Here is a 15520-nt window from a genome sequence, read left to right as displayed (position 1 = left end):
CCCTCTTTGCTTTCTTTTGCTATAATTTCTTTATCATGAACGGAGGAACGGTCATTGCATTTTACAACCTTGGCGAGTGGAAGTTCCGGAAACGCAATTCTTGTCGGAGAGAATCATCGACATTTGCTGGTGGATTGTGGGATCAGTGGGAAGAGTTTGTTACATAATCTGTCCGAGTTAAACATAGCGGATTCTGAAATTGAAGGGATTGTGGTTACCCATGAACATGTAGACCATATCCGAGGAGTGGGAGTGATTGCCCGCAAACTAAAGATTCCTATCTATGCTACGAATGGTCTCTGGGAGGTCATGGGCCCTTGCTTGGGAAAGCTTGCTGAAGACCAGCGTATCAAAGTTCGAGATTCTTTTTCCTGTGCGGGACTTGAGGTCTTGCTTTATCCCACATCTCACGATAGTCGGGAAAGTTACGGATTGAAGATATTACGTCCCAAACAAAAGGAAAAAAGACATATGGCAGTTGGAATCGCTACAGACAGTGGACTAATTACTGAAGATATGCATCGTCATTTGAAAGGGTGCGATGCCTTAGTTGTCGAGGCGAACTATGATGAAGAACGGTTAAAGTATGGTCCTTATCCGGCATACCTCAAGAGACGGATCAGCGGGAAATATGGACATCTAGAAAATAAGCAATTAGCGGCAGGTCTCTTAGAGTGGGTTGCAGAGAATACCCAACGGGTTGTGTTAGCCCATCTGAGTGCAGAAAATAATACTCCGGAGATTGCCTTGACCACGGTAAAGCGTATCCTGCGAGACATGAATATCTCGAAAAAGTTCCCAGATCTAGAGATTCAGGTTGCTCCACGGTATACGCCGCATGAACTCATTCGATTAATGGAATAATAGCAATGGGAGGTAGTCATGAGCTATTACAATGACCAAAACAAAAATTCAGGGCGTAGACTCCACTTTTTTTCAACGTTTGCAATTGCATTAATTAGCGCCATCCTAGGCGGGGTCATGGCAGTGGCGTTGGTTCCGTCGATCTATGGAAATAAGCAACAAACACCCTCAACCCAAGTGGTTCTAAATGGTGGAGCAACGACTCCGACCATCGTCACCGATGGAACGACAAATTTTCCGGTCGCTCAGATTGCCAAAGCCACGGGACCAGCGGTTGTCGGAATTGCTAACTTTCGATCGACAGGAGCTTTGTTCGGCGGGGGCGGTCTAACTGAGGTAGGAAGTGGCTCAGGCTTTATTGTTGATGCAGAACATGGCTACATTGTAACGAACAATCATGTCATTGCAGGAGCGGAAAAACTTGTGGTCAGTTTGGCAGATGGACGTAATCTCGATGCCAAACTAGTGGGTGGAGATGAGCGTACAGATCTAGCTGTGGTTCAAATTTCGAATACGAAAGACTTAATTGCTACACAATTGGGGGATTCCTCAAAGCTTCAAGTCGGTGAACCAGTCGTGGCAATTGGAAATCCCGGAGGACAGGAATTTGCCCGTTCTGTGACTACGGGGGTTGTTTCGGCGACCAATAGAATCTTGAATATTCCTGGGGAAGCAAGTTTCAACCTTATCCAAACAGACGCTGCCATCAATCCAGGAAATAGCGGCGGGCCTCTTGTCAATTATCAAGGTATGGTTATTGGAATCAATTCCGCTAAGAATCAGGAACCGGGGTTTGAAGGTATGGGTTTTGCTATCCCGATATCTGATGCGTTGCCGACGATTAAACAACTGATAGAAAAAGGGTATGCCAGTCATCCAGGACTTAATGTTCAGATAGATCCTCGCTATACTGCTGAATATGCCAGTCAACGTGGTTGGCCGGCAGGGGCTTATGTATCCAGAGTAACGGCCGACGGGCCGGCTGAACGTGCGGGAATTCGAGCCGGTGACGTTTTAACGAAGATCAATGATAAGGCTATCAAGAGTTCATTGGAATTAACTCATCAGTTGTTCAAGTATAAACCGGGTGACACGGTTAAGGTTACAGTGTTCCGGGATAATAAGACTGTGGACGTTTCAGTGACCCTGGTGGAAATCAAGTCGCAATAAGTTCTCATCCAAATATAGCTAAAAGCCTGTCACTTAAGTTGTTAAGCAACCTAAGGACAGGCTTTTTTAAATATTTGAAAATTCATAATTGACTAACTATTTATTTTGGGCTTAAAATATAACTGCAGGAATATTTGGGAAATTATTCAATAACAATATTTCAGGACTAACGTTTGTTGAATAATTAAAAAGGGGAAAAAAAGAAGTGTTAAATTCTTACTTAAATATTATTGAAAATAGGTTATCTGAATATTTTAGTATTAAAAAGCATATCAACCTACATAGTCAAGTGATCGATCTGTTCGCAACTCTAGAAATTCACAATGAAAAATATTTTGTCTCTAAAAGCATCAAGCTTTGGCGGGCAGAAAATTATGAGTATGTTTTTTTAAAATCATTCAACGATCTCACTGAACAAACTTTGCAAGAATTTATTAAGTACTTACAAACTTCAATTACATATTTTGTGAAACCACATTCTGATCATATGGAAAGTTTAATAACAGGGGTAATAATTGTCGACCAAGAACCAGATTCTCAGCTCCAAGCTCAAATTAGTTCTTTTCGTTACCGTAAGAACTTCAAGTTGACTTTGGAAGGTTGGGCTGAGATCCGACTAATCCTGGTAATCCCCTCTTCTAATATAGTCATTACCAATAAAAGAGGCAAGGAGGTGAAGAAGTTTTATACTCCGGTCTTCAAGCAAACACAATTAGACAGGGGATTTAACAAACTCAAAAGAATCATTGCTTTTAAAAAAGTGTAAGGAGGTTTTTTGTGAACTCATTAGTATTAATTGTAATTGCTATTATTGCCTTTATAGTCGCTTATTTGACGTATGGTAAATGGTTAGCAGACAAATTTGGCTTGGATCCTGCGAGACCTACTCCAGCCCATACCATGGAAGATGGTGTAGACTATGTCCCGGCAAAAGCGCCGGTTTTATTAGGTCACCATTTCGCTTCGATCGCCGGAGCAGCTCCGATCGTCGGGCCGATTACAGCTGCAACCTTTGGTTGGATTCCAGCTTATCTCTGGATCGTTTTTGGTGGTATCTTTTTTGGTGCTGTGCACGACTTCGGTTCGATCGTAGCTTCAGTTAGGCATAAAGGTAAATCCATAGGCATGGTTATTAACGATACTATGGGTAAGACCGGTAAGCTGTTGTTTAACGTCTTTGCTTGGTTAACCCTTATTTTGGTCATAGCCGTTTTTGCTATTATCATTGCCAAAACTTTTGTGGCCACCCCTCAAGCTGGAACCGCTTCTGTTCTCTTCATGGTCGTTGCCCTATTTTTCGGTTATGGTGTTTATCGTAAAAACTTACCTATGTTTGTTACAACAATAATCGGCGTTGCTCTGCTTTTTGTATGTATTTGGTTGGGAATGATGTACCCTCTTAAACTCTCCTTTAATACTTGGATTACCTTGGAAATGATTTATGTCTTCATCGCTTCCGTTATTCCCGTTTGGGTTTTGCTCCAACCACGTGACTATTTAAACTCTTTTTTACTTTATGCCCTTATTGCCGGATCAGTCATTGGTCTTTTCCTGTACCACCCGACAATTCAGATGACAGCTTATGCAGGTTTTAAAGTCGGATCCAATTATTTATTTCCTGTATTATTTGTCACAATCGCTTGTGGAGCTTTGTCAGGATTTCACTCTTTAGTAGGTTCTGGCACAACTGCTAAACAATTGGACAAAGAAACTGATGCCCGGATCATTGGTTTCGGCGGTATGTTAATTGAATCATTGCTGGCCGTAGTAGCATTAATAACTGCCGTAATGTTGGCCCCGAATGTTTATAAGGAAATTATGACTAATGGTGGCGGAGCTGTTCCTGTCTTTGCTAACGGTACAGCTACTTTCTTGGCCACACTGGGGATTCCTCTGGCTACCGGCAAGGTTTTCGCATCGTTAGTAGTTTCTGCTTTCGCTCTTACCTCATTGGATACAGCCACCCGCTTAGGACGCTATATTTTCCAGGAACTCTTTGAAATGGCCAGCAGTAAAGACCCTCAAGGCGAAACTAAATCTTCCGTAAATAGTTATGTTGCTACGATAATTACCATAATCCCGGGTGCTTATCTTGCTTATAGTGGTCAAGGAATGACTATTTGGCCAATTTTCGGCGCAGCTAACCAATTGCTTGCTGCTTTGGCTCTACTCGCAGTGTCTGTCTGGCTAGTTAAAAGCGGCAAGAGCAGCTTATTTACCCAAATTCCCATGTACTTTATCTTTTCAGTTACTCTTACTGCCTTAGCGCTATTCAGCATTAATAATTTTAAAGCAGGGCATGCTTCACTCGCTATTTTGGCAGTTATTCTCTTTATTTTAGCCATTGTCTTAGTGGCTTTCGCCGTCCAATCCCTGAAGAAATCGAATAATCCTTCTCAGGCCAATGCCAAAGCATAAGGTAATACTGGTGAAAATTAATAGACTTCCTCCTACTTTTAGTGGGAGGATTTTTTTTATACTATCAGACCCCCATGCCGCTTCGCTGCACCACTGATGAATTTCTCGAATGATTCGTATCAATGGAGTCTAAGAAAAAGGCTTATGCAGATTAGTATTTTTAAAGGGTAAAGTTGAACTCTCGACATGAATGCAGTATTATTTAGAGCAAGGGTAAAATTGGCAGAAGCAGGATCATTTAGAGAGAAAGGTTGATAACGAATGGAACACAAATCCTCCTCGAATTTTCTTAAGAATATAATTAACGAGGACTTAAAATTAGGTAAGGTCGATCACATTATCACACGGTTCCCACCGGAGCCCAATGGTTATTTACATATTGGACACGCTAAATCCATCATTTTGAACTTTGAATTGGCGGATGAATTTAAGGGTAAGACCCATCTGCGCTTTGATGACACGAATCCGACCAAAGAGGACACGGAATATGTGGAATCCATCAAGGAAGACGTATTGTGGCTAGGATATGAATGGGACAACTTGTTTTTTGCCTCAGATTACTTTGAGGAAATGTACAGCCGAGCAGTGTTACTGATTAAAAAGGGTAAAGCGTATGCCTGTGATTCCACGGCAGAGGAAATACGGAAAATGCGCGGATCTTTAACGGAAGCAGGACAATCAAGTCCTTACCGCGATCGGTCAGTTGAAGAGAATCTGGCGTTATTTGAGCGCATGCGTCAAGGGGAATTCAAAGACGGACAAAAGGTCTTACGCGCTAAGATAGATATGGCTTCACCCAACATTAATATGCGGGATCCTGTCCTTTACAGGATTGCTCATGCGACCCATCATAATACCGGAGACAAGTGGTGTATCTACCCGATGTATGATTTTGCCCATCCGTTGGAAGATGCTATCGAAGGGGTCACACACTCATTTTGCACGTTGGAATTCGAGGACCATCGCCCTTTGTATGATTGGGTCATTCGGGAATGTGAGATGGAGAAGGTTCCTCACCAATATGAGTTTGCTCGTTTAAATATCACGAATACGGTTATGAGTAAGCGGAAGCTCAAGCAACTAGTTGATGAGCAGGTCGTGGATGGGTGGGATGATCCGCGGATGCCTACCATCTCAGGACTCCGGCGCAGAGGGTATACTGCAGAGGCGATGCGCAACTTCGCGCGGGAAATCGGGGTGGCTAAAGCAGATAGTGTTGTAGACAGCAAAATGCTCGAACATTTTATTCGCGAAGACTTGAAACTAAAGGCTCCAAGAACAATGGCTGTACTCGAGCCGCTAAAGGTGGTCATTACGAATTACCCAGAAGACCAGGTGGAAATGTTAGAGGCTGAAAACAACCCGGAAAATCCAGAAATGGGTACCAGGCAAATTCCCTTTTCACGCGAAGTATATATTGAGCAAGACGATTTTATGGAGAATCCTCCAGCTAAGTATCACAGGCTTTTCCCTGGAAACGAAGTTCGCCTGAAAAATGCCTATTTCATAAAATGTAATGCAGTTGTAAAAGATGAGTTCGGGAAGGTCATTGAACTTCACTGTACCTATGATCCTGAAACTAAGAGCGGGTCAGGCTTTACTGGAAGAAAAGTCAAAGGGACGATTCACTGGGTGGAAGCCTCCCAAGCTGTGCCTACTAAATTCCGTTTATACGAACCTTTGATTTTAGATCAAGACGAGGAAGATGAAACCTCGTTTATGGATCACATTAATCCTAATTCTTTAGAGATCGTTCATGGATTCGTTGAGCCGAATATCAAAGGCTCAAAGCCCCAGGAAAAATTTCAATTCTTCAGACATGGCTATTTTAACGTCGATCCTTTGAATTCAACTCAAGAGCAGCTGGTCTTTAACAGGATTGTGTCTTTGAAGAGTTCCTTTGAATTACTGAAATAAAATGCTTTACAAAAATACCCTAGCCTCAATGAAGCTAGGGTATTCTATTTTTTACTAAATATGCAGTCAAGTGCAAGTCAATGCAAGTCAAGAACCGTCCCCAACTTGCACTAAATTATTCTTTAAATGAACTAAAAAATCCTGAACATTGGTTACTAACGTAGTCACTTCTAATGATCCCCGGAGTGCTCTGGTGCCACCCCGTCGATTTCTACTGTAACAATGCGAGCATCCGGTGCGGATAGAAAAGGCTCTTGGTCAAAATCAGGTTGCTTATAGTTCGGCATTTGGAAGTTCATCCGTCGTCCTCCTTATAAAGTTTCGCTTATTTTGCCCAAATATGAAAAATAAAGTAAAACTATTTCAAGGTAGAGTAGAGTCTATCCTTCGCCGCGAAGTGTTCCTATTGGGATAGGCGGCTTCGGCGATACTCATCCTACGCCGGTAGGTATCCTTTTGGGATCGCGGCTTCGGCGAAACCCTCCACCGGAGGCTTTCGTATCTAAAGTAGTCTCGATGTTCAGCTTTAGCTGAACGAGTTCACTTTGCTTAAAGGTCAAAAAAAGTAGAGGCGGGATTCCCAGCCTCTACTTGTAAAGTATCTTTAAATCAAAACAGCGCCCTTATTTGCGGAAGTCACTAACTTGGCATACCTCGCCAGATAACCAGATTTGACCTTGGGTTCGGGTCTTACCCAAGCCTGACGGCGTTTTTCCAGCTCTTCGTCCGAAACAAGTAACTGAAGAGAACGGTTGGGGATGTTAATAGAGATGAGGTCACCAGGCTCTACGAGGGCGATAGGGCCACCTTCCATAGCTTCAGGAGAGATATGCCCGATACATGCTCCTCGAGTCGCGCCACTGAAACGACCATCTGTGAGCAAAGCAACTTTTAAGCCCATGCCTGTAATGATGGCGGTCGGATTGAGCATCTCTTTCATACCTGGCCCACCTTTAGGGCCTTCATAGCGGATCACCAAGACTTCCCCGTCATGAACCTGTTTGTTTAATAGAGCTTCGAGTACCTCTTCTTCAGAGTTAAACACGAGAGCTGGGCCTTCAAACACGAGCATATCACTTTCTACGGCACTTTCTTTAACGATCGCCGTATCCGGTGCTAGATTTCCGGTTAGAACAGCAATGCCTCCAGTCTGACGATAAGGGTTATCAATCGAATGAATGACATCTGGGCGAGTCGTCTGGGCATTTTCCAAACGATCTCTGAGCGGACCAGAAACTGTTAGCACTTCGGTATGCAGGATACCGGCCTTGTCAAGTTCTTTCATAACGGCACTAATCCCGCCGGCTTCATTAAGATCCTGAAGATGGTGTGTGCCTCCAGGGCTTAATTTGGTGATATAGGGAGTCTTAGCACTGATGGTATCAAAGAGGCTGAGTGGGAGTTCCAGGCCGGCAGCGTGAGCAATCGCTGTGAGATGTAACACCGTGTTGGAAGAGCCACCGATCCCCATATCAAGGGTTATGGCGTTTTCAAAGACTTTTTGGGTCAAGATGTCCCGAGGTTTAATATCTCTTTTCACGAGGTCGACGATTAATGATCCAGAGCGTTTAGCTAACATTTTCCGCGCGCCAGAGTTAGCTGCTGGAATGGTTCCATTGCCAGGTAAGGCGAGACCAAGAACCTCAGTTAAGCAGTTCATAGTATTGGCGGTAAATAGGCCAGCACAGGAGCCATAGCCTGGGCAGGCCGATTGTTCCATGACGTCGAGTTCTTGTGCACTGATCTTGCCACTCTCGTAAAGACCAGCCGCTTCAAACATCTGACTAACACTGATTTCCTTTCCTTGATATCGTCCGGCAAGCATAGGACCGCCACTGACGACAATACAGGGAATATTGAGACGAGCAGCAGCCATGAGCATGCCAGGGACAATTTTATCACAGTTGGGAATTAGGACCAGTCCATCTAAGGCATGTGCTTGAGCAACGGCTTCGATCGAATCTGCAATAAGTTCGCGACTAGGCAAAGAAAAATTCATACCTTTATGCCCCATAGCGATACCGTCACATATTCCAATAGCGGGAACTTCCATGGGAGTCCCGCCCCCAGCTGATACTCCCAGTTTGGCGGATTGGGCTAAATCCTTAAGATGCCCGTGACCAGGGATGATTTCGTTAAAGCCATTGACAATTCCAATCAGGGGCTTCTCCAGATCTTCAGGGGTATAGCCCATAGCATATAACAGGGCACGATGAGCTGCTTTCGTTGAACCCTTTTTGACGATATCACTGCGCAATATAATTCCTCCCCTTTATCCGGCGCTTAAAAGCAATGAGTTAGAAGCTACTCTGACTCAATTTCTATTTTAAATAACAAGCGTCCGAGTTTTATCATTATTATAGTACATAGCGCAGGGCTGTCAAGCCGCTAAAAGAATGATGAAACATGGATCTTAAGGTATATTATGGAACATATCCATAATATGGAGATGATATAAGAGATAGTGTGGGATATAGTTATATTTATAGTAATGTTCTGCGGGATGCAAGTCTCAGACATAGTGCAACCCCTTTTGTATTTGGTAATATGTGTAATCGATTACATATATTAAGCATATACACTTGTGCATGTTTTGCCGATAATTAAGTAGCTAGCACCTATAAGGTCGTTCTAGAAATAATTGTATCCCTATCTGTAGATAGGGATGAAAAATCAATTGGAAGAAAGGAAGAAGGAAAGATTGAAAAACAAAATAGTTCTTGTACTTTTTTTGGCTTTTATGACACTTTTCGTTGCTACTTCTGCTCAAGCATCGCTGGGGGATGTTCTGCTGAAGTTAGGGTCTAGCGGACCGGATGTTGTAGAGTTACAGACGAAACTTAATTACGTGGGTTTTAATGTCGGCAAAGCGGATGGTATTTTTGGTAATATGACCCAACAGGGAGTTATGACATTTCAAAAGGATAATGGTTTGACTGTGGATGGGCTTGTTGGACCCATGACTGCAAAGTCGCTTAATACAGTTTTTTTAGAAAAGCAGCGTCAGAAAAAAATCTCAGATATCCTTAGCACTTCGAAACAATATCTTGGTGTAAAGTATCAATGGGGAGGATCGACCCCTCAAACTGGTTTTGACTGCTCTGGATTTGTTTCCTATGTATTTAGTCAGAATGGAATTACTTTGCCGAGGATTTCGCGTGATCAATACACAGTAGGGTCTGGGGTGGCTTTTGAAAATCTCCAACCGGGCGATTTAGTGTTTTTCTCATTTGCTGGGAACGGTGTCGTCGATCATGACGGAATATATCTTGGTGGTGGACAATTTATCAATGCTTCGTCGTCTAAAGGGGTTACGGTCTATGCGATCGGACCTTACTGGAAATCCGTTTATGTTGGAGCGAGACGCGTATTATAAGTCGAGGAGTATTTATTAGAACGAAATAAAGAAAATCTTAGGGATTAGTCTTTGGGGAATTTTATCCGTCCTCAGACTAATCCCTTTTTTATTTAGCAAATTTATCTCTAGATAACTCGACTAGAAATTTCACCTAATTGTGCCATAGTCACTGCAATCAAATCGGTAGGGCACAGAAAGAGCTGGAGTCCACGTAATCCGGCACTGAGGGAGATTCTTTCATGCTTAGTGATGTCAGAGTCTATAAAGACAGGATAGTGTTTCTTCATTCCAATGGGGGAAACTCCACCTCGTATATACCCAGTCAGCGGTTGGACCTCTTTAAGGGAGACAACTTCAACTTTCTTATTTCTGCTAAGTATGGCTAGGGCTTTGAGTTGGAGTTCATGGTCTCCTGGGATACAGGCGACAATCACTCCGGTTTTATCCCCTCGAGCAACTAAGGTTTTATAAACTTGCTCGATGGGTAGACCTACCTTCTGGGCGACACTAATCGCAGAGAGGTCGGATTCATCAACGAGGTATTCTTTTAATTCATAAGGTATCTTGCTTTGATCAAGAATACGAGCAGCGTTTGTTTTAAGAGACATTTTATCATCCCCCTCTTCTAAACTTGATCTATAATAACTCTTTTAGGGCAGAAAAACCATAGTTACTCTCTTCTCTCAATCTTTGCAGTTTTGTTAAAAACGACCTATTTTAATTTATATCAGCATCATCATCATGCTGGGTTATAACTTTGCGTATGCCCAGTGGTCGTTTTTGCTACCGATGCAAACAATGCAAAACTTTTCTAGTGACGGTGCGAAATACTTTGGTTATATGGCTGGCTTTAACGGATTGGTTGTTATGCTTTTCACCCCTATTGTTACAAAAATAACTGAAGGGATGATAAGTATGCGTCGAATGGTCCTCGGCGGATTGCTTTATGCCCTTGGTTTTGGGATGCTGGGAGGGTTTTTACGTTCACAATCGGCGAAATAGTTTTAGCGATTAGTGTAATGCCTTTTATTGTCAATTTCACGCCAGTTTCGCATGGAGGGAGAATGAATTCCGTCATCCCTATGATGTTTGGCCTGGGGAATACCCTAGGCCCAGTAGGTATGGGGTATGCGCTCACATATGTTAATATAGACACTGGCTGGATGTTAATCGGGGTTTCAACGTTTATCTTCTCGTTATTTATGTTGAGTTTAGAAAAGTTCGAGGGGAAAAAAACTGTACCACCTATTAGTACTCAAGTTATGGACGTAAGATAGTACTAAAAATTGTGGGAGTAGGAAGTTCTTCTTTCCTTTGCTTTTCTTTTTATCCGGTTATCCCTATAATAGAAGTTAAAGCCTACAGGATAATTAAGTAAAGCCAGTTATTAACTAAGGGTAGTCAGGAAATTTATGTCGAAGAGAGGGAGGGCCAGTTTTGGAACAATTGAGGGTTCTCGTGTTCTCCGCTTCGTTCGGAAATGGGCATTTGCGGGCAGCGGAAGCTGTTATTGAAGGTATCCTAATTAAAGATCCTTCCGCAAAAATTATTCACTTAGATTTTGGGGACTTCTTAAATAAACCGATTAACACGATCATTAAAAGTGTATATAGTGAGATAATCAAGTATGTTCCCAAACTTTGGGGAAAACTCTATTATAAAACTGCTCAAGTCCAACCCAAATCGATGAGTCAACGTCTGCTGAGCAGGTTGGGGCGAAGTAATTTCCTCGAGTATATTAACGAGTTCAAACCGGATTTTATTGTCTGTACTTATCCAACGGTCTCCTCAATCCTAGCCCAACTAAGGACCGAAAACTTGCTGCAAATTCCGATTGTCACTATAATCACGGACTATACAGTGCATAGTCATTGGGTTCATCCGGGCGTCGATTGCTACATTGTCTCCTGTGAAGAGGTTAAAGAGAGTTTGTTGTCCTGGGGAATTAAAGCACATAGTATTCGTGTGACGGGAATACCAGTAAGCCTAAGTTTCGAAGCGGATTTAGATCGAGGGCACATTCTTGTTAAGTTAGGATTAAAGCACGATCTCCCTACTTTTTTAGTGATGGGAGGATCATATGGAGTTTTGAAAAGTGCAAAAAGAATCTGTAAGAAACTCGCGGATTCTTTGATTCCAGTCCAAGTAATTGTTGTCTGTGGGAAAAATGAGAAATTATATCGCTCTTTGGAAACAGTGATTGCTCAGGCTCGTAATCCAATAATACGGTTAAAATATGTTCATAATGTTGAAGAATTGATGTCAGTTTCCCATCTGATTATTACTAAAGCGGGTGGCTTAACTGTTTCCGAGGCGTTAAGGAAGCATTTGCCCTTGCTTATCTACAAGCCTATTCCAGGGCAAGAAGAAGAAAATGCTCATTTTGTACAAAGTATTGGCGCAGGACTTGTAGCAGAGAACGAATTCGAATTAGGACAGTTCTTAAGCCATTTCTTAAGGAATCCTAAGGAACTAGAAATAATGCGCCAAAAAGCATCCGTCGCTTTAATCGGTCATTCCACGGAGCGTGCTGTCGAGGATATTCTTCAAATAGTGTTAGACAATAAGAAAGAAGCAAAGTATTGATAACTCAATCTTTGCTTCTTTCTTATTGTCCGCTACTTTCCTAGAGTCCTCTCCAATAGTCTGGACGAAGTCGTTCAAGCGCCTGGTTCTCTATCACACTATCGAGGGTTTTTAAAAGGTTGGTCCGGTCATCAGGAAGCGTGGCACGGAGGGGCAGGTAGTTAGAGGCGTGATTACTTCTGAAAACACAGTGGCTAACGTCTAGCAGTTCGAGGAGGGTTCGGAGCTCGGATAGGGATTCGAAGGGAGAGAGTAGTTGAAAGGTACCGCGTTAAATTTAAAAAATCAAAAATAGGAAAAATAAAGTAAGGGCCAAACATCGCCAAAATAAAGTAATCTTGACGTTGACATGTGATCATAAAAATCATATAATAAGTTCATGGGGATTCGCTAATTTGTTTTATTTTTTAAGTAGTTTTTGCATAATAACAATAAGTGGGTGAGAGTATGAATTCAAAGCATATGCAAGCGATTCGTGATATGCTCAATCATTTGGAACCTAAACATAAAGCATTGCCTTATCTAGAGTTAGACTCTATGATGCTCGCGCAGGTGGTTGAAGTCGCTCAAAGGGTTAGTCAAAACGATATCAATCCTACTCATATTCAGAATTGGGTTAGGCGCAAATACTTACCTAATCCAAAGAAGAAAAAGTATAATCGCGAACAAGTCGCAACTATTTTTCTAATTAATGATTTACGGGATATCGTTTCATTGGAAGAGGTATCCAATTTATTAGGTTATGTCAACGAAAGCCTTTTAGATACTTCGGATGACCGAATTAATCCTACTAAACTTTATCGCTACTATAGTGAAATTTTTGATCGGTCTCAAATAGACTGGCAGAAGTCTCTTCAGGATCTAGAGAAGGAAGTCGACGAAACGCTAGCGGGAGAGGAAATAGCGGAGGCCGATCGGGAAAAAGTAGCTATCACGCTGGTTATTCTAAATCTATTGGCGAGAGCCAATTTATATAAACAGATAGTTAAGCAGTGGTTAAATAATCTAGACCATTAAATTTAGATAAGAAGGAGGAGATCGTTGTGCCGCAAAGTTTAATTATTTCGCTGATTTTGCTCGGAGTTTTTTTGTTGGCGCTGGAAATGTTCATTGTCCCTGGATTTGGGGTCAGCGGGATTCTGGGGATGGCAGCCTTAATTACGGGAATCTTTTTGGTGACAAACTCGTTGCTAGAAGGCTTGCTCTACACGGGAGGTGCGCTAATTGTTTTAGGACTCATCACCTACTGGAGTTTTCGTTCCCCTCGGACTCGACGACTGTGGCAGAAGTTCTCTTTAAGTACACGCCAAACCTTAAAGGGAGGTTATGTTGCTCCTAAAGTTCAATATGAAACGTATCTAGGGCGAACTGGGATAGCGATTACCCAGTTGCGCCCAGCCGGTACGGCTGATTTTGATGGTGAGTTTTTAGATGTTGTTACTGAAGGGGGGTATATTGGACATGGAACTGGGATTAAAATAATCGCAGTTGAAGGGACTAGGATTATTGTTAGGGAAGAAAAAACAAAAACACTATAAGGAGGTGAAGCTCGGTTACGCCGAGCATTGAATGGAAACATTAATTGTGCCGTTAGTAATACTTTTTCTTGGGTTTGTACTTTTAAGTGTGATTCTTTCGTTTATTCCTGTAGGGCTCTGGATTTCGGCATTAGCAGCAGGGGTTAACGTCGGGATCTTCAACCTGATTGGTATGCGGTTACGTCGGGTGGTTCCGTCAAAAATCGTAAATCCTTTGATTAAAGGACATAAAGCAGGTTTACCGATTACAACAGACCAACTTGAAGCCCACTATCTGGCAGGCGGAAATGTCGACAGGGTTGTCAATGCCTTAATTGCGGCTGAACGAGCAGCTATTCCGCTTCAGTTTGAACGGGCTGCAGCTATTGATCTAGCAGGCCGAGATGTTCTTCAAGCCGTCCAAATGTCGGTTAACCCTAAAGTCATTGAAACTCCGGTTGTTTCTGCCGTAGCGCAAAATGGAATTGAGCTTAGGGTTAAAGCTAAGGTCACTGTACGAGCCAATATTGATCGACTTGTCGGTGGTGCAGGCGAAGAAACAGTTATTGCCCGTGTTGGGGAAGGAATTGTCACGAGTATCGGGTCTTCAGTGTCCCATAAAGCCGTCTTAGAAAAGCCGGAGTTGATTTCTCAAACGGTGTTAGCCAAAGGGTTAGATGCGGGGACTGCGTTCGAAATCTTATCGATTGATATGGCGGATGTCGATGTCGGTAAAAACATTGGAGCGCAGCTTCAGATGGACCAAGCCGAAGCAGATAAACGCATTGCTCAAGCCAAGGCAGAGGAACGCCGCGCTATGGCTGTGGCGAAGGAACAAGAAATGAAGGCATCGGTTGAAGAGATGCGAGCCAAGGTTGTTGAAGCAGAAGCTGAAGTACCTAGAGCAATGGCTCAAGCTTTGCGTGAAGGCAAGCTAGGCGTTATGGATTATTACAACATGCAAAATATTATCTCGGACACTCAGATGAGAGGCAACATTGCCCAGACGGGTAAAGCGGATTCAGGCACTGATAGCCTAACGAAGAAGTAGGTGGGATCATGTCGGGCTTAACGGTTGTAATTATCATTTGGGTTATTTACCAGGTGGGTGTCTCCCTTATGAAGAAGGGTAAGCAACAAACTCCAAGAAATTTTCCTGACCCATTTAAACTTCCGGATGGTCGTTCTATTAAAGAGGCTATTCAGGGAGCCTCCCAAGGATCATGGCGGGAGCAGCTCAAGCAGGCCTTGGAAAATGGCCCTTACCAAGCGGGATCCTTGGAATCGAATAAACCCATGGGTTTTGAGGAAAACAAGGAATATTATGTAGAAACAGAAGGTACCCAGGGAATCGAGGGAACTCAAGGAGTCGAGGGAACCAGTGACTACGTAGGAATACTTGGAAGTAAGGCATATAAGAATGCTGAAGAGACTCCCAGTGAGGAATGGACCAGGAATCCCACAGGTTTATGTGGCGCTTCTCTTGCTCTGACGAAAAGAGAACTTGTCCAAGGGGTTATGTGGGCAGAAATTTTAGGAAAGCCGAGAGCTATGCGACCTTTCAGGGGACCACGCTTATAGAGGCTTTAAGCCGGAGGTAATTACCCTATTGAACACAAAGCGTCACGATAGAAACCGCAGGATAAATCCTGTGGTTTCTATTTATTTTTGTATATCGAGGATAATGTTG

At 42.8% G+C, this 15520-nt stretch carries 16 protein-coding genes; 13 read left to right on the top strand and 3 right to left on the bottom strand.

Features of this window, described 5'->3' with window-relative positions:
- Nucleotides 1-54 precede the first annotated feature (54 nt).
- The 5 genes from ACYQ3Q_RS10900 (at nt 55) to ACYQ3Q_RS10880 (ending at nt 6369) form a co-directional block, all read left to right on the top strand.
- Nucleotides 55-864, top strand: a complete 810-nt coding sequence (locus tag ACYQ3Q_RS10900; RefSeq protein WP_459928580.1) for an MBL fold metallo-hydrolase — start codon at nt 55-57, stop codon at nt 862-864.
- Between the two features lie 18 nt (nt 865-882).
- The gene (locus ACYQ3Q_RS10895) at nt 883-2034 is read left to right on the top strand and encodes a S1C family serine protease (RefSeq protein ID WP_459928579.1); all 1152 of its coding nucleotides are present in this window, start codon (nt 883-885) and stop codon (nt 2032-2034) included.
- A gap of 205 nt (nt 2035-2239) precedes the next feature.
- The gene (locus tag ACYQ3Q_RS10890) at nt 2240-2800 is read left to right on the top strand and encodes a DUF8052 family protein (RefSeq protein WP_459928578.1); all 561 of its coding nucleotides are present in this window, start codon (nt 2240-2242) and stop codon (nt 2798-2800) included.
- Between the two features lie 11 nt (nt 2801-2811).
- A complete protein-coding gene (locus ACYQ3Q_RS10885; RefSeq protein ID WP_459928577.1) occupies nt 2812-4452 on the top strand; it encodes a carbon starvation CstA family protein in 1641 nt (546 codons plus the stop codon).
- 261 nt (nt 4453-4713) lie between these two features.
- Entirely contained in the window at nt 4714-6369 is a 1656-nt protein-coding gene (locus ACYQ3Q_RS10880; RefSeq protein ID WP_459928576.1) for a glutamine--tRNA ligase/YqeY domain fusion protein, read from the top strand.
- Nucleotides 6370-6539: 170 nt separating this feature from the next.
- Here the strand turns inward: ACYQ3Q_RS10880 and ACYQ3Q_RS10875 are convergent, their stop codons facing one another.
- Nucleotides 6540-6668 (bottom strand): hypothetical protein, encoded by a 129-nt coding sequence (locus ACYQ3Q_RS10875; protein WP_459928575.1) that lies wholly within the window; start codon nt 6666-6668, stop codon nt 6540-6542.
- Nucleotides 6669-6973: 305 nt separating this feature from the next.
- Nucleotides 6974-8626 carry a dihydroxy-acid dehydratase gene (gene ilvD, locus ACYQ3Q_RS10870; RefSeq protein WP_459928574.1) on the bottom strand — a complete coding sequence of 551 codons (1653 nt, stop codon included), beginning with the start codon at nt 8624-8626 and terminating at the stop codon, nt 6974-6976.
- Between the two features lie 444 nt (nt 8627-9070).
- On the opposite strand from ilvD, the gene ACYQ3Q_RS10865 reads away from it, so the two are divergent.
- Nucleotides 9071-9745: a C40 family peptidase gene (locus tag ACYQ3Q_RS10865; protein ID WP_459928573.1), complete on the top strand. Its 675-nt coding sequence runs from the start codon at nt 9071-9073 to the stop codon at nt 9743-9745.
- A 107-nt stretch (nt 9746-9852) separates the two neighbouring features.
- Here the strand turns inward: ACYQ3Q_RS10865 and ybaK are convergent, their stop codons facing one another.
- Nucleotides 9853-10335, bottom strand: coding sequence for a Cys-tRNA(Pro) deacylase (ybaK, locus tag ACYQ3Q_RS10860; RefSeq protein ID WP_459928572.1), 483 nt, complete (start codon nt 10333-10335; stop codon nt 9853-9855).
- A gap of 133 nt (nt 10336-10468) precedes the next feature.
- Here ybaK and ACYQ3Q_RS10855 point away from each other — a divergent pair, with 133 nt between their 5' ends.
- From ACYQ3Q_RS10855 to ACYQ3Q_RS10825, 7 genes are all read left to right on the top strand, one after another.
- Complete coding sequence (locus ACYQ3Q_RS10855; protein WP_459928571.1) at nt 10469-10729, top strand: MFS transporter; 261 nt, start codon at nt 10469-10471, stop codon at nt 10727-10729.
- 62 nt (nt 10730-10791) lie between these two features.
- The gene (locus ACYQ3Q_RS10850; protein WP_459928570.1) at nt 10792-11004 is read left to right on the top strand and encodes a hypothetical protein; all 213 of its coding nucleotides are present in this window, start codon (nt 10792-10794) and stop codon (nt 11002-11004) included.
- Nucleotides 11005-11164: 160 nt separating this feature from the next.
- Nucleotides 11165-12313, top strand: a complete 1149-nt coding sequence (locus ACYQ3Q_RS10845; RefSeq protein ID WP_459928569.1) for an MGDG synthase family glycosyltransferase — start codon at nt 11165-11167, stop codon at nt 12311-12313.
- A gap of 447 nt (nt 12314-12760) precedes the next feature.
- Complete coding sequence (locus ACYQ3Q_RS10840; RefSeq protein ID WP_459928568.1) at nt 12761-13330, top strand: DUF1836 domain-containing protein; 570 nt, start codon at nt 12761-12763, stop codon at nt 13328-13330.
- 26 nt (nt 13331-13356) lie between these two features.
- Entirely contained in the window at nt 13357-13851 is a 495-nt protein-coding gene (locus tag ACYQ3Q_RS10835) for an NfeD family protein (RefSeq protein ID WP_459928567.1), read from the top strand.
- A 31-nt stretch (nt 13852-13882) separates the two neighbouring features.
- Nucleotides 13883-14881, top strand: a complete 999-nt coding sequence (floA, locus tag ACYQ3Q_RS10830) for a flotillin-like protein FloA (protein ID WP_459928566.1) — start codon at nt 13883-13885, stop codon at nt 14879-14881.
- A gap of 8 nt (nt 14882-14889) precedes the next feature.
- Nucleotides 14890-15411, top strand: a complete 522-nt coding sequence (locus tag ACYQ3Q_RS10825; RefSeq protein ID WP_459928565.1) for a hypothetical protein — start codon at nt 14890-14892, stop codon at nt 15409-15411.
- Nucleotides 15412-15520 lie beyond the last annotated feature (109 nt).

The sequence above is a fragment of the Desulfosporosinus burensis genome (genome assembly GCF_054657535.1).
The sequence above is the reverse complement of the archived record's forward strand: the minus strand, read 5'-3'. Positions and strand labels throughout refer to the sequence as shown.

Coding starts and splice junctions, on each gene's coding strand:
- ACYQ3Q_RS10895 (WP_459928579.1), top strand. CDS start 883: ATGAGCTATTACAATGACCAAAACAAAAATTCAGGGCGTAGACTCCAC.
- ACYQ3Q_RS10880 (WP_459928576.1), top strand. CDS start 4,714: ATGGAACACAAATCCTCCTCGAATTTTCTTAAGAATATAATTAACGAG.
- ACYQ3Q_RS10875 (WP_459928575.1), bottom strand. CDS start 6,668: ATGAACTTCCAAATGCCGAACTATAAGCAACCTGATTTTGACCAAGAG.
- ybaK (WP_459928572.1), bottom strand. CDS start 10,335: ATGTCTCTTAAAACAAACGCTGCTCGTATTCTTGATCAAAGCAAGATA.
- ACYQ3Q_RS10855 (WP_459928571.1), top strand. CDS start 10,469: ATGCTGGGTTATAACTTTGCGTATGCCCAGTGGTCGTTTTTGCTACCG.
- ACYQ3Q_RS10850 (WP_459928570.1), top strand. CDS start 10,792: ATGAATTCCGTCATCCCTATGATGTTTGGCCTGGGGAATACCCTAGGC.
- ACYQ3Q_RS10840 (WP_459928568.1), top strand. CDS start 12,761: ATGAATTCAAAGCATATGCAAGCGATTCGTGATATGCTCAATCATTTG.
- floA (WP_459928566.1), top strand. CDS start 13,883: ATGGAAACATTAATTGTGCCGTTAGTAATACTTTTTCTTGGGTTTGTA.
- ACYQ3Q_RS10825 (WP_459928565.1), top strand. CDS start 14,890: ATGTCGGGCTTAACGGTTGTAATTATCATTTGGGTTATTTACCAGGTG.